The organism is Microbacterium sp. CJ77, from assembly GCF_002911615.1.
In the GTDB taxonomy this organism is placed as follows: domain Bacteria; phylum Actinomycetota; class Actinomycetes; order Actinomycetales; family Microbacteriaceae; genus Microbacterium.
This window is the reverse complement of record NZ_PQBR01000025.1, coordinates 428,213-446,719: the sequence shown is the minus strand read 5'-3', so window position 1 is coordinate 446,719 and position 18,507 is coordinate 428,213. Positions and strand designations below refer to the sequence as shown.

Genomic DNA, 18,507 nt, shown 5'->3' with positions numbered 1-18,507 from the left:
TGATGTCGAGAGATATCGACCAATCAACGAGCCTACTACTTGGTCGAATGCGCGGTGTCCGCGGGGCTCCCGCCCGCCGCCCCGTCGCCCGAAGCCCCGAGCGGAGTGAGGTCGTCGATCGCAGGCCCCTCGATCCGTGTGCCGTCGGGGGCGAATCGCGAGGCGTGCAGAGGACAATCCCAGGTGCGGTCCGCATCGTTCCATGCGACGACCCCACCCAGGTGGGAGCAGACGGCGCTGACCGCCCGGGTCTGTCCGTCGACACTCGACACGGCGACCGGGTGACCCGCACGCTGCGCCACCACCCCACAGCCTTCGGCGGGGCGCGGCACGGGCACGGCGGTGCACTCGGCGCGCAACCACCCCTTCGCCGCCTCCGCCCCGACGAGCGCGTTCTCGCGCGCGCCCCGGGCCAGGTCGGCCGGAACCGTGAGTCGGGTACCGAGCGCGATCATCCAGGACGGACGCTCGCGAAACGGCACGCGCATGATCTCGGAGGTGAGACGGATCGCGGCGGCCGGCCCGTTCGTCAGTCCCCACTTCGCGTAACCCGTCGCGAACCGCACGCGGCCGAGCGTGCGCGGCATGACCCCGACGAACGGCACGAGGTTGTGCGATTCGTAGTCCTGCGCCGACCACCGCGCGACCTCGCGGGCACCCGGGAAGTGCTCGTGCGTCCACGCGACGAGTTCGTCGATCTCGGACGCATCCGAGATCGATCGTCCGACCGGATGTCCGTTGCCGCCGACGATCAGGCGGGCGATGCCCGCGGGCCCGTCACCGGACGCCACGGAGCGCACCGACCGCGCGGGTCCGTCGACCGAGAGGAACATGCCGTCCGGGACCTCGCCGTCGAACGCGAACGCGACGCAGTGCGATCGCAGGCCGCGGGTCTTGGCGAACGTGAGCCCGCGGTCCATGATCGCCGTGCCGGTCGCGAGCACGATCCGATCGGCGCGGAGAGCCCCCGCATCCGTCCGTACGAGGGCTTCGGGAACCGCGTGCACCCCCCGCACGCGCGTGCCCGTATGCAGGGTGCCGCCGGCCGCGACGAAGACCCGGGCGAGTGCATCGGCGAGCTCGACCGGGTCGATCGCGAGTTGGCCGTCGAGGGCCGCGGCAGCCAGGGCGGGGAACGGCGTCGCCAGCTCCGCCTCGTCTGCGCGGCGGACATCGAGACCGGCCTCTCGCCCCGCTGAGATCTCGGCCTCGACGATATCGAGGCCCGAGTCAGAGGGCGTATAGGAGTACGCCGTCCGTGTTGTCGTGCTCACACCGGCATCCTCCGCGAATCCGGCGAGCCACTCCGCGCCCGCGCGATTCGCGTCGGCGTAGGCACGCACCAGCGACGCGGAATGATGGCGACGCAGCGTGGAGAGCGTGCTGCCCTGCAGCAGCGAGACCTTGCCCGTGTTCGACCCGGTCGTGAGCTCCGCGATCTCGCCCGCCTCGACGATCGCGACGTCACGCCCGAGGGTCGCCAGCATGACCCCGGTCGCGAGCCCCGTGATACCGGCCCCGACGATCACGACCTCGTGCCGAGCGGGACTGAACGGGACGGAGAGAGACGGTGCTGCACGATCGAGCTTCCAGAGTGGGGGCATGACACCAGCAGACCTCGGCACTCGGGATCGATCAACGGGGTTGACAGCGCTCCGGCGGGCGGGCCGTTCCTGACGGCTGCTGGATCACCGAATGGCCGGGGATCCGGCGCCGGGCTCCCCCGCGCCCGGGAGCCCGGGCGCGCGGGTCTAGGCTTCTGTCGACATGAGCGAGACACCGTCACCGTCCGCCGCGCGCACCGTCGTCGTCGCCGCGGCCCTCGAACTCTTCGCCCAGCAGGGGTTCGAAGCGACGTCCGTCGAGCAGATCGCGCGGGCCGCGGGGGTCTCGCGCAGCACCTTCTTCCGCCAGTTCGGCGGCAAGGAAGACGTCGTCTTCGCGGATCACGAGGAGCTGCTCGCGGACCTGCGCACCTGGCTCGAGCTCGGCCACGACAATCCGTGGGTCGCCGTGTGCGAGGCCTCTCAGCGCGTGTTCCGGCACTTCGCGAACGACCCGAAGGTCGCGCGCCGCCGCTACGAAATCGTGCGGCGTGTTCCGGCACTTCGCGATCGCGAGATCGTGACGGTCTTCCGCTACGAGCGGTTGTTCGACGAGTACCTGCGCTCGGCGCTGCCCGGAATCGATCCGCTCGACGCGGTCGGGTTCGCGGCACTCGTCACGGCACTGCACAATCACGTGCTGCGCCGGCTGCTGCGCGGCACCAGGCGCGTGCCGCTGTCGGACCTGCAGGACGCTCTCGATGGCGCTCTGCGCCGGTACGGCGTGCATCCCGATCCGGTGCCCGCCGCGGCAGACGACGTCGTGATCGCGGTGTTCCCCCGCGCGACACCGGCGGCAGAGGTGGCGCGGCGCATCCGTACGTCCCTCGACTGACCCGTTCGGGATGTGGAACTGCGTCCCGCGAGTGGTGAAACCGGATGCCTCAGGAGTAGCTTTGTCCGCATGAGCAGCACCGCACCCACCGCCGCAACCGATGCCTCACACGACGACGTGACGTTTCCCGGCGAGCGCGTCACGCACTACGACGTCACGCAGCGCCTCGACACCGACTACTACGCGGTGTTCGCGGACATCCCACCCGCGGATCGCGCCGCGTGGGATCGTGCGAAGACGCTCGTCGACGAGGTCGCACCCACGATGCGCGCGGCCTGGGACCGCGCCGAATACCCCCTCGAGGTCGCGCGGCGCATCGGCGAGCTCGACCTCACGGGTGACGGCGTCGACCACCCCGGCGTCACGCACTTCTCGCCGCTGGCGGCGGGCCTGATCAACATGGAGCTCTCTCGCGGAGACGGGTCACTCGGGACGATCCTCGCCGTGCAGGGCGGCCTCGCGCTCCGAACGCTCGCGCTCTTCGGCAGCCCCGACCAGCAGGCCCGGTGGCTGCGCCCCCTCGCGACCGTCGAGACCCTCGGCGCCTTCGCGCTGACGGAGCCCGACCACGGGTCCGACTCCGTCTCACTCGAGACGACGGCGCGCCGCGAGACCGCCGCGGATGGCACCGAAGAATGGGTGCTCCGCGGCACGAAGAAGTGGATCGGCAACGGCGCATCGGGCGGCATCACGTTCGTCTGGGCGCGGGTGGACGATCCGGATGCTCCCGAGCACGGCGCCGTCCGTTGTTTCCTCGTCGAGCAGGATCGTGCGGGGTACAGCGGCACCCCGATCCTCGGTAAGGCGTCGCTGCGTGGCATCCATCAGGCTCACATCACGCTCGACGACGTGCGCCTGCCGATCGACGCGGTGCTGCCCGGCGCGAAGAGCTTCAAGGATGCATCGACCGTCCTGTACGCGACGCGCTCGGGCGTCGCGTGGTCGGCGCTCGGGCACGCGACCGCGTGCTACGAAGCCGCACTGTCGTATTCCCTGCAGCGCATGCAGTTCGGCAAGCCGCTCGCGAAGTTCCAGATGGTGCAGGAACGCCTGACGCAGATGCTCGACGAACTGACCGCGATGCAGCTCTACTGCCGATACCTGGCCGATCTCGAGGCATCCGGCGCCCTTCGTCCCACGCAGGCGTCACTCGCGAAATTCCACAACACCCGCGCCGCGCGCCGCGTCGCGTCGACCGCGCGGGACCTGCTCGGTGGCAACGGGATCCTGCTCGAGAACGTCGTGATGCAGCATCTGGCCGACATCGAGGCGATCCACACGTACGAGGGCACGGAGTCGATCCAGGCCCTGCTCATCGGGCGCGACATCACGGGAATGAGCGCCTTCGTCTGACCGGTTCGGGGCCTCAGCGCAGTCGTACGGGGTCCGGAGCCACGGGATAGTCGGGCACGGGATGGTCGGGCACGGTGGAGGCGTTCGTCACGCGCATCGCCTCCCGCGGACGGAGCAGATCGCTCGGGCACCCGCCCGTGATCGCACCGACCATGAGCAGCACGGCACACGCCCCGGCCGGAATCGCGCACCAGGGGTTGTCGAGCATGCTCAGCGAGAAGGCGCCGACGAAGATGGACGCGGCGGCACGACCCACGCGTTCACCGCGCGTCACCGCACAGCGTGGTGCGCGCCGAGTCGCGTCCGGGGACGCAGAGGTGCCCGCATCCGCCGTCATTCAGCGTCCCGCGGCGCCGCCGACTTCTGTGCGGCGATCTGCGCGCGCACGTCGTCCATGTCGAGCGACCGAACCCCGTCGATCAGCTGCTGCAGCTGAGGGGCGGCCAGCGCCCCGGGCTGCGCGAACACGATGATGCCGTCGCGGAAGGCCATCAGGGTGGGGATCGAGGTGATGTTGAATCCGGCCGCGAGCTGCCGCTCGGCCTCGGTGTCGATCTTGCCGAAGACGATGTCGGAGTGCTGCTCGGAAGCCTTCTCGAAGACCGGACCGAACATCCGGCAGGGGCCGCACCACTCGGCCCAGAAGTCCAGCAGCACGATTCCCTCGCCGGATACGGTCTGTTCGAGGTTGTCGAGGGTGATCTCTGTCGTCGCCATAGGCCCAATTATACCCCATAGGGTATCCGATGGCGCGGCTAAGCATGTCGTGCCCCACCGCGCAAGGGCCGGAAAAACCTCTGATCCCGTTATACCTTCGTGCCATGGGACTCTTCGGCCGCCACACACCCGCACCCGAACGGCCGGAAACACCGGGCGTGCTCGACGAGATCGCGACCCCCGTCAGCCTGTGGTCCGACGGGTTCGGTCGGCTCGCCATCCGCGCGGTGCAGATCATCGTCGTCCTGGTCGTGGTGATCGGCGTCATCTGGGGAATCCAGCAGCTGACGCTCGTGACGATTCCGGTGGTGCTCGCGCTGATCCTGGCGTCCGCCTTCAACCCGATCATGCGGGCGATGCGCACGCGCGGCGTGCCCTCGGTCCTCGCGACCCTGATCACGCTGCTGACGATCGTCGTCGTGCTGGGCGGCATCGGATGGCTCATCGTGTGGGCCGTGCGCGACCAGTGGGACTCGCTCTACAGCCAGGCGCAGGACGGCCTGCAAGACGTCCTGGCGTGGATCGGCACGCTGCCGTTCGAGTTCGATCAGGCGCAGATCGACGAGTGGATCGCCACCGCGACCGACTTCGTCACGAGCGCGCAGTTCGGATCGGGTGCGCTGGCCGGGGTGAGCGCCGTCGCGAGCTTCATCACCGGGTTCGTGCTGCTCGTCGTCGTGCTCTTCTTCTTCCTGAAGGACGGGCCGCAGCTCTGGGAGTTCGTGCTGCGCCCCTTCCGCGGCGAGCACTACGCCCGCGCACGCCGGATCGGCGACAAGACGGTGACCACGCTCGGCTCCTACGTGCGCGGAACCGCGGCCGTCGCGTTCGTGGACGCCGTCGGCATCGGCGTCGGCCTCTGGATCCTGCAGGTGCCCCTCGCGCTCCCGCTCGCCGTCCTGGTGTTCCTGCTCGCGTTCATCCCGATCGTCGGTGCGACCCTGGCCGGGATCCTCGCCGCCCTCGTGGCTCTGGTCTCCAACGGCCTCATCAACGCCCTGATCGTCGTCGCGATCGTCGTCGCCGTGAACCAGCTCGAGGGCAACTTCCTCCAGCCCGTGCTCATGGGCCGGACGCTCAAACTGCACGCCTTCGTCGTCCTCATCGCCCTGACCATCGGAACCGTGCTCGGCGGGGTGCTCGGTGCTGTGCTCGCGGTGCCGATCACGGCCGTCGCGTGGGGGGCGATCCAGGTGTGGGACGGCCCCGACAAGCCCGCTCGCTGGGCGCGTCAGAAACGCTCCGAGGCCGTCTAGCCGCCCCGGCGGACGGATGCCTCGACCCGCACTCGCGCGAACGTCAGGATGGGACCCATGGCGCACGACATCCCCGCACCGATGCTCGCCAAGGCCGTGCCCGCTATCCCGGACCGTGAGGGGCTGAGCTTCGAGCCGAAATGGGATGGCTTTCGGGTCATCGCGTCGTGGGACGGGGAATCCGTCGAGCTCGGGTCGCGCGGCGCGAAGCCACTGACACGGTATTTTCCCGAGCTCGTCGAGGCCCTCGCCCGGCTGCTGCCCGAGCCGTGCGTGCTCGACGGCGAGATCGTCGTGGCTGTCGGCCCCGAGGGATCGCAGCGCCTCGATTGGGAGACCCTGTCTCAGCGCATCCACCCCGCCGACTCACGCGTTCAGCGCCTCGCCGCCGAGACGCCGGCGATGCTGATCGCCTTCGACCTGCTCGCCGTCGGCGGCGAGCCGCTGCTGGAGGCGCCCTTCGCCGAGCGGCGCGCACGACTCGAGACCGTGCTGGCCGGGGTGCCGCATCCGATCCACCTGACGCGCACGACGACGGATGCCGCGCTCGCCCGCCGATGGCTCGACGAGTTCGAGGGCGCGGGGCTCGACGGTGTCGTGGCGAAGCCGCTCGACCAGCCGTACTCTCCCGGCAAACGCACCATGCTGAAGATCAAACACGCGCGCACGGCGGATGTCGTGGCCCTCGGATACCGGATCCACAAGAGCGGCCGGGGCGTTGGTTCACTGCTGGTCGGGCTCTACGATTCGTCGGGGATTCTGCGGGGCGTGGGTGGGGTCGCGGCCTGGAGCGACAAGCGGCGGCTGGAGCTGGTCGACGAGCTCGCCCCGCTCGTCGAGCGCGACGACATCGGGGAGGCCGTCACCGGAGAGACGGACCGGTCGCGTTTTTCGGCGTCGAAGGATGTCTCGTTCGTGCGACTCCGACCCGAGCGCGTGCTCGAGGTGCGGTACGACCAGCTCGAGGGCATGCGGTTCCGGCACACCGTGCAGTTCGAGCGCTGGCGTCCCGACCGGGATCCGGCATCCTGTCGCTTCGACCAGCTCGAGCAGGTCTCGGCGTACGACCTGGGCCGCGTGCTGACCTGACGCGGCTCACCCCGAAGCCGGGTCCTGCAGCCGAGACACCCCTCTTGCGACGAGACCCCCCTCGTCACGGGGTGTTTCGCTGCACGATGGGTGTCTCGGCGCGTGTGCTTGGCCGCCGTCGTTGAGCGAGGAACGCAGCGACGAGACGAACCGCCCGCTCAGGCGTCGGGCTTGCGGGCGCGACTCGGTTGCACCCGCGGGGGCTCGCCCGGCATCTTCGGGAACTCGGGTGGGAACGGCAGTTCGCCGAGTCCCGCATTCAGGTCGCGCTGCCACCACTCGAGCAGCGTGTCGATGCGTCCGCGCTCATCGAGCAGCCCGGCCCACGGGTCCCCGGTCGCGGCGAGACGCTCGGGGATCGATCGGACCGTGAAGGATGCCGGGTCGACATCGTCGAGCTCTTCCCAGGTCACGGGTGTAGAAACCGTCGCGGTCGCGAGGGCCCGCGGACTGTACGCGCCCGCCATCGTGCGGTCGCGGTTGGCCTGGTTGAAGTCGACGAAGATCCGCTCGCCCCGCTCTTCCTTCCACCAATTCGTCGTGACCCGGTCGGGCATCCGTCGCTCCAACTCGCGCGCGGCAGCGATCACGGCGTGCCGTACGTCGAGGAATTCGTGCGTCGGCTCGATCGGGCAGAAGACGTGCAGGCCGCGATTGCCACTGGTCTTGATCCACGGCTCGAGCCCGGCCTCACGTAACACCTCGCGCAGGCCGTGCGCCGCAACGACCGCATCGGCGAAGTCGGTGCCCGGCTGCGGGTCGAGGTCGATCCGCAACTCGACCGGATTGTCGGTATCGACGGCGAGCGAGGCCCACGGGTGGAAGACGATCGTGTTCATCTGCACCGCCCACAACACAGCGGCCGTCTCGGTGAGGACGAGCTGTGGATGCCTGCGGCCGCTGTTGTACGTCACGCTGACGGATCGGACGTAGTCGGGCGCACCCTTGGGCGGGTTCTTCGAGAAGAAGCTCTCGCCCGCGACCGAGTCGGGATACCGCTCGAGCGAGACCGGCCGGTCGCCGTTCGCCGCGAGGAACGGCACCGACACCGCGATCATGTATTCGGCGAGCTCGTGCTTGGTGATGCCGACCTCGGGCCAGAGCACGCGATTGGGGCTCGACAGTCCCACCTCGCGGTCGGGTGTGCTGCCGGACCCGGGCACGGTCAGGGTGATGCGTTCGCTCGCCATGGTCCGACCCTAGGGTGGGGTCGGGACATCCGACACCCCCTTGCTCCGGATCGACCGCCACGGCACAGCCGCAGCCGCAGCCGCCGAGATTCGTCCCCGCGGTCCGACGGATGAGGGTCGAGAGCCGGAGTCAGCTACCCGAGTCGTCCGCGGAGCCCTCGGCGAGCGTCCCCGCGGGCGGTGCGGGCAGCGCCATCACGGGTGCAAGTGCCTCACGGTCGAGGATGATCCAGGGACCCGCGGCGTCGACGATCACCCCGGCAACCGCAGGGTGGTCGCGCAGAGATGCCCCGAGCTGCTCGGGAGGGAACGGCATCGGCCGGTCTCCCCGACCACGCGCGATGACCTCGAGCGGGTGCGAGTAGACCTCGATCAGGCGGCGACCATCGGATGTCCGAGCCTCGGCAATGCCGAAGCGCGGCGCCTCACCCTCGACCGCTGGGCCCGTCTCGTTGATGGCGACGTACAACGGGGCCTCGGTGAGCGCGGATGCCACGGCCGCCGCCGTCTCGGGGGTGCGGGGCGCCGCGAGGGCGGTCTTGATCCGCAGCTCGGGGTCGGCCTGATTGACGGCTGCTTCGATCACGGCGCGGGGCAGCACGGCGCGCGCGGGCGCCGACGATCCGTCGACGATCACACCCGCGTAGGTTCCAGCGATGACGTGCTTCAGGATCGTGAGCGCCGGCTGTCCGACCGCCGAGGTGTCCGAGTCCTTGTCGGCCATGAGGGCCGCCTGCAGCGCAGCACCCGTGCTGTACACGAGCACGTAGGCATCGTCGCCGCGACGGGCAACGGCGAGGGGAAGCTCGCGTCCCTCGGCGAGCATCGCGCGGGCGTCGCCCTTGATCCGCAGAAACAGGTGGTTCTGCATCAACTGACGCATCACATCGAGCAGTTGCTCCGGCTTGGCGGGCGACTCGAGGCGGCGGAGCGCCTGGGCGAGCAGCACGTTGTCACGCAGCCCCGGGACGGTCTCGGTCTGCGGCGGCGATTCAGCCGGACCGGCCGGGCTTCCCGCGGGCAGGTTCGGCGCGGACGCGGAGAACGCTGCACCCGGAGCAGCTTGCCCCGTCGCGGCCGCCCCGCCCGCGGGGGGCACGGAGGCGGCATCCGGCAACGTCGTCGGACGCCCAACCTCTCCCCCGCCGCCGCGATACGTCGACAGCGAGATTCCCACCTGGGGTACGGACTCGACCGGTTCCTCGGTCGAGGTCGCGGGAGCCTCGTCGGCCTCGGCCCCCTCGGACGTGCCGTTCGTGGTGTCGGGTGCGGCATCCGCACGCTTCGGGCGTCTCGAGAACACAGCCATCGAACCAGACTAACCCGGCCGCGATCCGCTACACCCGGTGGAGTCGGTCCGCGTCATCTCCCGCGCGCGGACAGCATCGCGCGGGACAACATTCCGGAAAGAACGCTGCCGCGGGCCCGAATCAGCGGTGCGGGGGGGCGAGAACGGCACGTCGTCCGGAATGTTGTGCGGATCGCCGTGTACGCCCGGACGCCCCGCGACCGGGCGACCGGGCCGGGCGGGCCGACCGGGCCGGGCTATATCTTCTCGATCGGCGCGATCTTGATCAGGATCTTCTTCGCGCCGACCGTGTCGAAGCGGATGTGCGCGACCCGTCGCGCGCCCTCGCCCGTGACGGCATCGACCCGCCCCTCGCCGAAGTCGTCGTGCCGGATGCGGTCGCCGCTGGCCAGCTCGAGGTCGCCGTTGTCCCGCACCCGGGCGGGAACCCTGTTCGGGAACCTGTCGAGCGCGGTCGAGGTGGGCACGAGGTCGCTGCCGTAACGGTTGCCGCCGCCGGAGCCGCCCGAACGGCCGCTCCCGCTGAATCCCCCACCGCCATAACCGCCGCCGAGCGCCCGGCCGGAGCCCCGACCGCGCGAGTTCACATCACCGGGCGACTGCCGCCAATCGATCAGGTCGGCCGGGATCTCTTGCAGGAACCTGCTCGGCATCGCGACCGTGACCTCGCCGAACTGCGCGCGCGTCATCGCGAGCGACAGGTACAGGCGCTTGCGGGCCCGGGTGACGCCGACGTAGAAGAGGCGTCGTTCCTCGGCCGGTCCCCCGGGCTCGTTCGCCGACATCCGGTGCGGGATCAGGTCTTCTTCCACGCCCGTGACGAACACGGCGTCGTACTCCAGACCCTTGGCCGTGTGCATCGTCATGAGCGACACAGAACCCGAGGCGTCCTCGAGGTCATCCGCGTCCGAGACCAGGGCGACCTCGGCCAGAAAGTCGATGATCGTGCCCTCGGGGTTGTTCCGCGCGAACTCCTTGGCGACCGAGACGAACTCGTCGAGGTTCTCGAGCCGTGCTTCGTCTTGCGGGTCGCGGCTCGCGCGCAGCGCATCCATGAACCCGGACTTGTTGAGCAGCAGCGCCAGGCCGTCCGCGACGGCCGATGCGGGCGCGAGCTCGCCGCTCGCGGGCAGCATGAGGGCGGCTGCCTCAGCGAGAACGGCGTCGAGCTGCACGATCGCGGCCTGGATCTTGGGTCCGACACCGAGCGCGGACGCGTTGGCGAGCGCGTCCCGGAACGAGATGCCCTCGCTCGTCGCATACCGGGCGATCGCCGACTCGGTGACGTCTCCGATGCCCCGGCGCGGCTTGTTCAGGATGCGCCGCACGGCCATGTCGTCGGCGGGGTTCGCGACCGCGACGAGGTACGCCAAGGCGTCCTTGATCTCGGCGCGCTCGTAGAACTTGGTGCCGCCCATGATCTTGTAGGGCAGCGCCGAGCGGATGAAGATCTCTTCCAGTGCACGGCTCTGCGAGTTGGTGCGGTAGAACACCGCGACGTCGCCGTAGGCGAGACCTGAGCGGTGCAGGTTCTCGATCTCGTCGGCGACGAACTGGGCCTCGTCGTGCTGGGAGTAGCCGGTGAAGCCGACGATCTTCTCGCCCGCCCCGACATCCGTCCACAACTTCTTGTCTTTGCGGTCGAAGTTGTGCGAGATCACGGCGTTCGCGGCGTTCAGGATCGTCTGCGTCGACCGGTAGTTCTGCTCGAGGAGCACGACCTTGGCGCCCGGGTAGTCGCGCTCGAACTCGCTGATGTTGCGGATGTCGGCGCCGCGGAACGCGTAGATCGACTGGTCGGAGTCGCCGACCACGGTGAGCGACGCGGGCTCGAGACCCTCGGATGCCCGGGGCGCCGGCGCCTCGAAGATCATCATGCCGCCGGAACCCTCGAAGGGCTCGGGCTCGTCGGACGACAGCGGACGCGTGAGCTCGTGGATCAGCGCGTACTGGGCGTGGTTGGTGTCTTGGTACTCGTCGACCAAGATGTGGCGGAAGCGTCGACGGTACGTGTCGGCGATCTTCGGGAAGGCGCGGAACAGGTAGACCGTCTGCGCGATGAGGTCGTCGAAGTCGAACGCGTTGGAGCGCTGCAGCGAGCGCTGGTAGTCGGCGAAGATCTCGACGAAGATGCGCTCGGCCGGGTCGCTCATGTTCGCCGTGCGAGCGTAGGACTCGGCGTCGGCGAGCTCGTTCTTGAGCTTCGAGATGCGGCCCTTCACCCCGGCGGGCGTGAGTCCGTAGCTGTCGCCCTCGTGCTCCTTGATGAGGCGCTTGATCAGGGCACGCGAGTCGCCCGAGTCGTAGATCGTGAACGACGACTTGAACCCGAACGCCTCGGCCTCGCGGCGGAGGATCCGCACGCACGCCGAGTGGAACGTCGAGATCCACATGCCGCGCGTGGCCTCGCCGACCAGCGCGTGCACGCGCTCGCGCATCTCGGCGGCCGCCTTGTTGGTGAAAGTGATCGCGAGGATCTCGCTCGGCCAGGCCTCACGGGCGCGCAGCAGTCCCGCGATGCGGTGTGCGAGCACGCGGGTCTTGCCCGACCCGGCGCCCGCGACGATGAGCAGCGCGGGGCCGCGGTAGAGCACGGCCTCGAGCTGCGGCGGATTGAGGCCCTCGAGCAGGTCGCCCAGGAGGGGGTCGCGTGACCCGATTTCGAGGGGCGAGGAGGCTTCGGTCATGTCCCGTCAAGTCTAGGCGGGCGCGCCGACACCGCCTCCTACCAGCGTCAGACGGCCGACCACCGTGCCCTGCGCCGCGTCGTGCGAACATCTCGGAGGAACGACCAGCCCGCATCGCGCACGGGGCGCCTCAAACGCAACATCCGTCCCACATCACCTCTCAGATGTACGCCTCAGATGTACGCCACGGCGATCACGTCCATGCCGAAGGGTTCGAGCACAGCCCGCCGTGCCACACTTCTGGCATGCGCACACTGCTCAACATCATCTGGCTGATCTTCGCCGGTTTCTGGCTCTTCGTCGGCTACATGGCGGTCGGCGTCGTGCTGTGCATCCTGATCCTCACGATCCCCTGGGGCATCGCCTCGTTCCGGATCGGCCTGTACGCCCTCTGGCCGTTCGGACGCGAGATCATCTCGAAGCCGACCGCCGGGGTCGGCTCGTTCCTCGGCAACGTCGTCTGGGTGATCCTCGCCGGCTGGTGGCTCGCGCTCGCGCACATCGTCTCGGGTGTCGTGCTCTGCATCACGATCATCGGCATCCCGCTCGGCGTGGCCGACTTCAAGATGGTGCCGATCTCGCTCATGCCGCTGGGCAAAGACATCGTCGACACCCGCCGCGGCGCGTTCGACACCCGCTAGGCCCAACGAGGCAGCCCCGCGCTGACCGAGACGAGCAGCGCGGGGCCCGGCTCACCCCGCGCGACGCATCGACCGGATGCCGACGGCCAGCCCCACGACGGCCAGCACGATCGCGGCGACCCATCCCCACAGCACCGTCGCATCAGCGAGGTCGCCCGCGAACAGCGCCCGCTCGGCCTGAACGACCCAGTTGACGGGATTGACGGTCGCGACCGCGCGCATCCACTCGGGCGCTGCATCCAGCGGCAGCAGCATGCCCGAGAGGATGAGCAGCGGGAAGATCAGCGTCTGCTGAACCCCCCAGAACAGCCACTCGCGGTTCTTGGTCGCTAGCGCGAGCGAGTACGACAACGAGCCGAGCCCGATGCCGAAGATCGCCAGCAGGCCGAGCCCGATGACCATCCCCGCCACGCTGATCTGGAACCCGAAGGGCCACGCGATCAGCACGATCACGATCGCCTGCACGACGATCGGCGCGACCTCTTTGAGCGCGCGTCCCACGAGCAGCGACGACCGCGCGAGCGGGGCGACGAGTGTGCGCTCGTGCGAGCCTGTCATCATCTCGTACTGCAGGTTCGAGCCGGTCGCGCCGGTGCCGAACAGCACGATCATAACGAGCACACCGGGAACGAACCACTGCAGCGTCTCGCCGACCGGGGCACCCGACTGCCCGATCAGGAGCGGCCCGAACAGCCCGAGGAAGACGAGGGGCTGCAACAGGCTGAAAATCAGCGAGAACGGATCCCGCAGGGTCGGGCGCAGCTCGCGCGTCAGCACATTCCACGTGTCGCGCGGGACGCTCGGCCTCACGACGGTGCGCGCTGGTGCGGGGTCGGGCGTCGGGGTCTGGGTGGTCATCGGTTCGCTCCCGTCTTCTCGGATGCCGTGGCATCCGTCTCTTCTGTCGCCTCGGACTCCGCATCCGCGCCGCCCTCACCGGCCTCACGCAGGGTTCGCCCGGTCAGGGCGAGGAAGACATCGTCGAGGGTCGGTGGCACACCCGTCGCCCGCGTGACCCGGATGCCCGCGGCGTCCAGTTCGCGCACCGCCTGCGGCAGCAGCGCGTCGCCCTCGGGCACGGTCACGCCGACGGATGCCTCGCCCTCGCGCCGCACCTCGCGATCCGCGAGTCCGGCACGGGAAACCAGCCCGCGGACCACTTCGGCTGCACGGTCGGCCTCGTCCGCCGACGCGAACCCGAAGGCGAGCACATCACCCGCCAGCGTCGCTTTGAGGGCCGAGGCCGTGTCGTCGGCGATGACCCGGCCCTTGTCCATCACCATCACGCGCTCGGCGTAACGGTCGGCCTCCTCCAGGTAGTGCGTCGTGAGGAAGATCGTCGTGCCGTGCGTGCGACGGAGGTCGATGATGTGCTCCCACAGGTTCGCGCGACTCTGGGGGTCGAGACCCGTCGACGGCTCGTCGAGGAAGAGCAGGGCCGGCGCGTGCATCAGGCCGAGCGCGATGTCGAGACGCCGCTTCTGCCCCCCGCTCAGCTGCTGCACCGTGCGCGCCGCGAAAGTCCCGAGGTCGAGCGACTCGATGAGTTCGTCCGCGCGCCGGACGGCGTCTGCTCGCGACATCCCGTAGAACGCGCCCTGGCTCAGCAGTTCGTCGCGGGTGCGCTGCGAGAAGCTGCCGCTCGTCAGCTGCCCGACGTACCCGATACGCGCACGAACGCCGGACGGGTCCGAGAGGATCTCGTGGCCCACCACGCGGGCCGTGCCCGACGTGGGCGGCAGCAGGGTCGTGAGCATCCGCAGGCTCGTGGACTTGCCGGCCCCGTTGGGGCCGAGGAACGCGACCAGCTCGCCCGGCTCGACCCGAAAGGTCAGATCGGTGACGGCGGCGACGGTCTTCTTCTCGGCAGCCTGTTTCTCAGCGGTCTGTTTCTCGACGGTCTGTTTCTCGGCGGTCTGTTTCTTGACGGGGAATCTCTTCGTCAGCCCGCGGGCCTCGATGATGGGTTCGTTCGGCATGGACAGAAGCTAGAACGCTATGCGGACACATCCTGTCCTCATCAACGGGCAGTCTTGGGGCCATGTCCGATACGACGAAGAGGGCACTCCTCGCGGGCATTGGTGCACTGAGTCACGAACCGCCGGTTCGCCGCGGTTCCCACCACGACCCATCCACGCTCAGAGCGCCGACGTCGGTCCGTCCGACGATCCTCGCTGCCATTCATCGCCGAGGTATAGGCTGCGTGCCGCCTCGATGTGGACGCGCATCACGGAGTGAGCCCATGAGCTGTTGCCCTCGCCGATGGCTTCGACGAGCTCGCGATGGTGCCGTTGCGATCGTTCGAGTTCAGCGTCCGAATAGCGGTTGTAGGTGCGCTGCACGATCGGCTTCCGAGTGACCAGGTTTATCAGTTCGGGAAGCACCCGGGAGCCGGACATGGCAACGATGGCGCCGTGGAACTCGGCGTTGAGCTGTGCCATGGCGCGGCGGTCCCGACTCGCCACTGCCGCGTCCATCTCCGTGAGGAGTTCGTTCAGCAGCGAGAGGTCGGTGTCGGCTCGATGGACCGCCGCGCCGGCGGCCGCCTCGGGCTCCAGCAGCGCACGGAGTGTGAAGAGCTCCGCCACGTCATCGCGGTCATATGCCACCAAGGTGGACCCGCGGTTGGGAAGGAACTCCACGATGCCCTCCGCCGCCAAACGCCGAAGCGACTCGCGGACGGGCGTTCGAGAGACACCCAGCTCGTTGGCGAGGCTCGACTCGCGCAACGAGTCTCCCGGTGCGATCGCACCGTCGCGGATGAGGTCCATGATCGCCTCATAGACGCGCTCACTCCCCGTGACGGCGGCGCGCTCCCCCGCGTCGGCGTCACGGACGGTACGCGAAGAAGCACGTTCTGTCATATAGCTCGGTCACCCCTCGGTCGATACCGCCGTGCGAGCGCCCGGCAGCCTGCCGGACTGCAAGATCGAGGGTCGAAATCACTCGGCCGCATCGACTCTGGAATCCGGGGCCCGAGATGGCGTGGAGTTCGGCGACGGAAACCAGCCGGCCGACTCTAGCATGCCCTCGACGCGAGTCTTCCCCAACGCCGAGCCGATCCATCGCCCGACATCGACGATGGCGTCGAAGTCCCCGCGCACGTCGTAACCCGAACGGCGCAGCTGGTACAGCACGTCTTCGGTCGCGATGTTCCCCGTCGCCGCGGGCGCGAACGGGCACCCGCCGATTCCACCCGTTGACGCGTCGAGGGCGACGACCCCGGCGCCGACTGCGGCGAGTGCATTGGCGTAGCCGGTATTGCGGGTGTTGTGCAGGTGCATCCGCAGCGGGAGGGTCGTGACGCTTCGCACGACGTCGATGGCGCCCACGACCTCGGCCGGCACCGCGACCCCGATCGTGTCGGCGAGCGAAAGCTCATCAGCTCCGGTCTGCGTGACGCGCGCGACGATCTCCCGCACGCGCGACAGCGGCGTGTCCCCTTCGAAGGGGCACCCGAACGCCGCGCCCACGGTGACCGTAGAACGGATGCCCGTACCCGCGATCATCTTCCTCACGTGCGCATACGAGTCGATAGCGGCGGCGATCGACGTGCCCTGGTTCCGTCTCGAAAAAGTCTCCGACGCGAGCACGACGAAGTTGATCTCGTCCACACCGGCGGCGAGCGCCCGCTCCACGCCGCGCGCGTTCAGAACCAGAGCCGAGTACGACACTCCGGCGACGCGCGGAACACCGGCCATCACCTCCTCGGCTCCAGCCATCTGGGGTACGCGATCCTCGCGCACGAAGCTCACGGCTTCGATGCGGGTGAGACCGGACCGCACGATCGAGGCGATGTAGTCGATGCGCATATCGGGATCGAGCACCGCGGACTCGTTCTGCAGGCCGTCGCGCGGCCCGACCTCTATCAGCTGGACCATCTCAGGCCGGCACCCTCCCGAGCGTGAGCAGGACCCGCTCGCGCTTCTCTCGGATGCGTGCCTTCAGCGCGTCGCTCATCGAATCGTCAGACCAGTCGAAGGCGGTGGACCACCGGACGTCGCACGCGACGCCCGGCAGGCGCTGTGCGACCTCCTGCTTCACACGGTCGTCGAACCACGTCTGGAATGTGCACGCGGGCGAGGTGGTCTGGAGCGTTACGATGACGCTTCCCGGCAGAGAGCCGGTAAAGGAACCGAGCTCGATCGAACCGACCATCCCCATGTCGCGCAGCCCCGCATGCAGACCTCGACCCACACTGCACGGGTCGATCACACTGTCGAGCGCCTCACCGACCAGCTCCATGAACTCCCCCGCCGTCGCGCAGGTCATGCGTTGATCCTCTCGCGCTTCAGGGACCATGGCGCTCCTCCCTCCTCGAGATACGCCGCGCGCTCGCGCGCGAATCCATCCTGGTCGAGCACCTTCTTGCGCTGCGCAATGTCAATCCCGTGGAGCGCAGCCATGTTTCCGCCGAGGAGTTTCGCCTTCAGGTCGTCTGTGAACTCCGGAAGCCCCTCATCGATCAGGTCTTGCGGCATCTCGAAATTCGCGATCGCCTCGATGATCGGCTGTGGATGTGTAAGTGGAGCACCGCTGCCGAACAGAACGCGGTCGGGAGATTCCGCCAGCAGAGCACCGACCGCGCGTGCGAAGCGACGCGGCATTCTGACGATCGCGTTCGCCGTCGTTTCCAGGTTTGCGTAGACATTGCCGTTCATCGTCAGCTGCAGCGCGCAGTCCTCCACGAACGCCCATCCCGAGTGAACGACCTCGAATGTCATGTCCGGGAACGCGACGGCGGCCCCGAGCACGTCGTCCGGCCTGTCGTGCTGATTCGGCCCGGGCCCTGTAGGCAACGCTTTGTGGATGCCGATGTGACGAACCCCGAGGCTCCGGGCGTGCGCGAAATACGGCAGGATCGTCTCGTCTGAGAAGTCGTAGCTGACCGCACGATTGCGCGCGTCGATCATGCCGCTCACGGGGTAGAACTTGAATCCGTCGACACCCAGTTCCGCGGCCTCAGCCATCTTGTCGAACTCCTGCTGGCGATCGGACAACGGGTCGACGGCAGGGTAGAGCAGCACGCGGTCGGGCGCCGCCGTCTTCACCGCAAGACACTGCGGCCACGGGTTCGCGCCACGGGTGAACAGGTTGAAGAAGTTGACGGCGTGCATCGCGACCATATCGACATCACTCTCGACGAAGAACATGCGGATCAGCTCGTCGGTGGTCCATCCGTTCGCCCACTCGTCGTATCCGAGCAGGTATCCATCACTCGTCTTCTCGAGTGGCTCGTGTCCGTATCCGTACAGCCAGCGGATGAAGCCGTAGTAAATCTCCTCCGGAACGTCCGGTCGACGATTGTCGTGGGAGAAGTCGTACGTGTGGCCGACGGCGTCGATCACGAAGTAGTCTCCGTGCATGTCAGGCCTCCTCGCCCGTGATGGCGCTGAGCCCGGCCTTGGCGACCTCCATGTCATGGCTCCAGTGCCCACCGCTGACTCCGATGCCACCGACGATTGCACCGTCTATCTTGAGCGGATAGCCGCCTCCGAAGGGCACGAGCCGTTTGATGCCGTTCGGCGCTCCGAGCTTCAGCGGCTCGTCGCCGCTCAGGAAGTCGAACCAGTCGTTTGTCGCGAGTCCGAATCCGGCGGCCGTATAGGCCTTGTCCTCGGCGACCTGCAGGCTCACGAGGGGCGCCCCGTCCATTCGAAGGCTCGCCTTGACCAATCCCGCATCGTCGACGACGACGATGACGAAGGGCATGCCGAGTTCCTCGGCCTTCTTCACCGCCGCGTCAATTCCGGCGAGAGCCGCCGTCGCTGATACGGACTTCTTGCTGAATGTCACGTCGGACATCTTCTTTCTCCTCTTGTCGGG

18 protein-coding genes are annotated in these 18,507 nt (G+C 68.6%); 5 read left to right on the top strand and 13 right to left on the bottom strand.

The window, feature by feature from the left end; translation table 11 throughout:
- Positions 1 to 35: 35 nt before the first annotated feature.
- Positions 36 to 1,604 carry an FAD-dependent oxidoreductase gene (locus tag C2868_RS16885; protein ID WP_100810022.1) on the bottom strand — a complete coding sequence of 523 codons (1,569 nt, stop codon included), beginning with the start codon at positions 1,602 to 1,604 and terminating at the stop codon, positions 36 to 38.
- Positions 1,605 to 1,767: 163 nt separating this feature from the next.
- Here C2868_RS16885 and C2868_RS16880 point away from each other — a divergent pair, with 163 nt between their 5' ends.
- Together C2868_RS16880 and C2868_RS16875 are read left to right on the top strand one after the other, a co-directional pair.
- The gene (locus tag C2868_RS16880) at positions 1,768 to 2,439 is read left to right on the top strand and encodes a TetR/AcrR family transcriptional regulator (RefSeq protein WP_100810021.1); all 672 of its coding nucleotides are present in this window, start codon (positions 1,768 to 1,770) and stop codon (positions 2,437 to 2,439) included.
- A 69-nt stretch (positions 2,440 to 2,508) separates the two neighbouring features.
- Positions 2,509 to 3,792, top strand: coding sequence for an acyl-CoA dehydrogenase family protein (locus C2868_RS16875; protein ID WP_100810020.1), 1,284 nt, complete (start codon positions 2,509 to 2,511; stop codon positions 3,790 to 3,792).
- Positions 3,793 to 3,805: 13 nt separating this feature from the next.
- Here C2868_RS16875 and C2868_RS16870 read toward each other — a convergent pair whose 3' ends face one another.
- Together C2868_RS16870 and trxA are read right to left on the bottom strand one after the other, a co-directional pair.
- Complete coding sequence (locus C2868_RS16870) at positions 3,806 to 4,066, bottom strand: hypothetical protein (protein ID WP_100810019.1); 261 nt, start codon at positions 4,064 to 4,066, stop codon at positions 3,806 to 3,808.
- A 59-nt stretch (positions 4,067 to 4,125) separates the two neighbouring features.
- Positions 4,126 to 4,509 carry a thioredoxin gene (gene trxA / locus C2868_RS16865; RefSeq protein WP_100810018.1) on the bottom strand — a complete coding sequence of 128 codons (384 nt, stop codon included), beginning with the start codon at positions 4,507 to 4,509 and terminating at the stop codon, positions 4,126 to 4,128.
- A 104-nt stretch (positions 4,510 to 4,613) separates the two neighbouring features.
- Between trxA and C2868_RS16860 the strand changes: the two genes are divergently transcribed.
- Both C2868_RS16860 and C2868_RS16855 read left to right on the top strand, forming a co-directional pair.
- A complete protein-coding gene (locus tag C2868_RS16860; protein ID WP_100810017.1) occupies positions 4,614 to 5,765 on the top strand; it encodes an AI-2E family transporter in 1,152 nt (383 codons plus the stop codon).
- A 57-nt stretch (positions 5,766 to 5,822) separates the two neighbouring features.
- On the top strand, positions 5,823 to 6,854 hold the full coding sequence (locus C2868_RS16855; RefSeq protein ID WP_100810016.1) for an ATP-dependent DNA ligase: 1,032 nt from the start codon (positions 5,823 to 5,825) through the stop codon (positions 6,852 to 6,854).
- 158 nt (positions 6,855 to 7,012) lie between these two features.
- On the opposite strand, the gene ligD is transcribed toward C2868_RS16855, so the two are convergent.
- The 3 genes from ligD to C2868_RS16840 all read right to left on the bottom strand — a co-directional run bounded on the left by ligD (position 7,013) and on the right by C2868_RS16840 (position 12,040).
- Positions 7,013 to 8,044, bottom strand: coding sequence for a non-homologous end-joining DNA ligase (gene ligD, locus C2868_RS16850; protein ID WP_100810015.1), 1,032 nt, complete (start codon positions 8,042 to 8,044; stop codon positions 7,013 to 7,015).
- A gap of 130 nt (positions 8,045 to 8,174) precedes the next feature.
- Entirely contained in the window at positions 8,175 to 9,353 is a 1,179-nt protein-coding gene (locus C2868_RS16845) for an SseB family protein (protein ID WP_146048100.1), read from the bottom strand.
- Between the two features lie 236 nt (positions 9,354 to 9,589).
- Positions 9,590 to 12,040: an ATP-dependent helicase gene (locus tag C2868_RS16840; RefSeq protein ID WP_100810013.1), complete on the bottom strand. Its 2,451-nt coding sequence runs from the start codon at positions 12,038 to 12,040 to the stop codon at positions 9,590 to 9,592.
- A 245-nt stretch (positions 12,041 to 12,285) separates the two neighbouring features.
- On the opposite strand from C2868_RS16840, the gene C2868_RS16835 reads away from it, so the two are divergent.
- On the top strand, positions 12,286 to 12,681 hold the full coding sequence (locus tag C2868_RS16835) for a YccF domain-containing protein (RefSeq protein WP_100810012.1): 396 nt from the start codon (positions 12,286 to 12,288) through the stop codon (positions 12,679 to 12,681).
- 51 nt (positions 12,682 to 12,732) lie between these two features.
- On the opposite strand, the gene C2868_RS16830 is transcribed toward C2868_RS16835, so the two are convergent.
- The 7 genes from C2868_RS16830 to C2868_RS16800 form a co-directional block, all read right to left on the bottom strand.
- On the bottom strand, positions 12,733 to 13,539 hold the full coding sequence (locus tag C2868_RS16830) for an ABC transporter permease (RefSeq protein ID WP_100810011.1): 807 nt from the start codon (positions 13,537 to 13,539) through the stop codon (positions 12,733 to 12,735).
- Positions 13,536 to 14,660: an ATP-binding cassette domain-containing protein gene (locus C2868_RS16825; RefSeq protein WP_100810010.1), complete on the bottom strand. Its 1,125-nt coding sequence runs from the start codon at positions 14,658 to 14,660 to the stop codon at positions 13,536 to 13,538. The genes C2868_RS16830 and C2868_RS16825 overlap by 4 nt, the downstream gene beginning before the upstream one ends.
- Before the next feature lie 159 nt (positions 14,661 to 14,819).
- Positions 14,820 to 15,545 carry a GntR family transcriptional regulator gene (locus C2868_RS16820; protein WP_100810009.1) on the bottom strand — a complete coding sequence of 242 codons (726 nt, stop codon included), beginning with the start codon at positions 15,543 to 15,545 and terminating at the stop codon, positions 14,820 to 14,822.
- A gap of 78 nt (positions 15,546 to 15,623) precedes the next feature.
- On the bottom strand, positions 15,624 to 16,562 hold the full coding sequence (locus tag C2868_RS16815) for a hydroxymethylglutaryl-CoA lyase (RefSeq protein WP_100810008.1): 939 nt from the start codon (positions 16,560 to 16,562) through the stop codon (positions 15,624 to 15,626).
- A gap of 1 nt (position 16,563) precedes the next feature.
- Positions 16,564 to 16,953 carry a hypothetical protein gene (locus tag C2868_RS16810; RefSeq protein ID WP_100810007.1) on the bottom strand — a complete coding sequence of 130 codons (390 nt, stop codon included), beginning with the start codon at positions 16,951 to 16,953 and terminating at the stop codon, positions 16,564 to 16,566.
- Complete coding sequence (locus C2868_RS16805; RefSeq protein ID WP_157813873.1) at positions 16,950 to 18,047, bottom strand: amidohydrolase family protein; 1,098 nt, start codon at positions 18,045 to 18,047, stop codon at positions 16,950 to 16,952. The genes C2868_RS16810 and C2868_RS16805 overlap by 4 nt, the downstream gene beginning before the upstream one ends.
- Before the next feature lies 1 nt (position 18,048).
- On the bottom strand, positions 18,049 to 18,486 hold the full coding sequence (locus tag C2868_RS16800; RefSeq protein ID WP_100810005.1) for a heme-binding protein: 438 nt from the start codon (positions 18,484 to 18,486) through the stop codon (positions 18,049 to 18,051).
- Between the last annotated feature and the right edge of the window lie 21 nt (positions 18,487 to 18,507).

Bases quoted from the DNA above. Each gene is read 5' to 3' on its own strand.
- C2868_RS16855 (WP_100810016.1), top strand. From the start codon at position 5,823: ATGGCGCACGACATCCCCGCACCGATGCTCGCCAAGGCCGTGCCCGCT.
- C2868_RS16840 (WP_100810013.1), bottom strand. From the start codon at position 12,040: ATGACCGAAGCCTCCTCGCCCCTCGAAATCGGGTCACGCGACCCCCTC.
- C2868_RS16820 (WP_100810009.1), bottom strand. From the start codon at position 15,545: ATGACAGAACGTGCTTCTTCGCGTACCGTCCGTGACGCCGACGCGGGG.
- C2868_RS16860 (WP_100810017.1), top strand. From the start codon at position 4,614: ATGGGACTCTTCGGCCGCCACACACCCGCACCCGAACGGCCGGAAACA.
- trxA (WP_100810018.1), bottom strand. From the start codon at position 4,509: ATGGCGACGACAGAGATCACCCTCGACAACCTCGAACAGACCGTATCC.
- C2868_RS16815 (WP_100810008.1), bottom strand. From the start codon at position 16,562: ATGGTCCAGCTGATAGAGGTCGGGCCGCGCGACGGCCTGCAGAACGAG.
- ligD (WP_100810015.1), bottom strand. From the start codon at position 8,044: ATGGCGAGCGAACGCATCACCCTGACCGTGCCCGGGTCCGGCAGCACA.
- C2868_RS16810 (WP_100810007.1), bottom strand. From the start codon at position 16,953: ATGACCTGCGCGACGGCGGGGGAGTTCATGGAGCTGGTCGGTGAGGCG.
- C2868_RS16800 (WP_100810005.1), bottom strand. From the start codon at position 18,486: ATGTCCGACGTGACATTCAGCAAGAAGTCCGTATCAGCGACGGCGGCT.
- C2868_RS16880 (WP_100810021.1), top strand. From the start codon at position 1,768: ATGAGCGAGACACCGTCACCGTCCGCCGCGCGCACCGTCGTCGTCGCC.
- C2868_RS16805 (WP_157813873.1), bottom strand. From the start codon at position 18,047: ATGCACGGAGACTACTTCGTGATCGACGCCGTCGGCCACACGTACGAC.
- C2868_RS16845 (WP_146048100.1), bottom strand. From the start codon at position 9,353: ATGGCTGTGTTCTCGAGACGCCCGAAGCGTGCGGATGCCGCACCCGAC.
- C2868_RS16885 (WP_100810022.1), bottom strand. From the start codon at position 1,604: ATGCCCCCACTCTGGAAGCTCGATCGTGCAGCACCGTCTCTCTCCGTC.
- C2868_RS16825 (WP_100810010.1), bottom strand. From the start codon at position 14,660: ATGCCGAACGAACCCATCATCGAGGCCCGCGGGCTGACGAAGAGATTC.
- C2868_RS16830 (WP_100810011.1), bottom strand. From the start codon at position 13,539: ATGACCACCCAGACCCCGACGCCCGACCCCGCACCAGCGCGCACCGTC.
- C2868_RS16835 (WP_100810012.1), top strand. From the start codon at position 12,286: ATGCGCACACTGCTCAACATCATCTGGCTGATCTTCGCCGGTTTCTGG.
- C2868_RS16875 (WP_100810020.1), top strand. From the start codon at position 2,509: ATGAGCAGCACCGCACCCACCGCCGCAACCGATGCCTCACACGACGAC.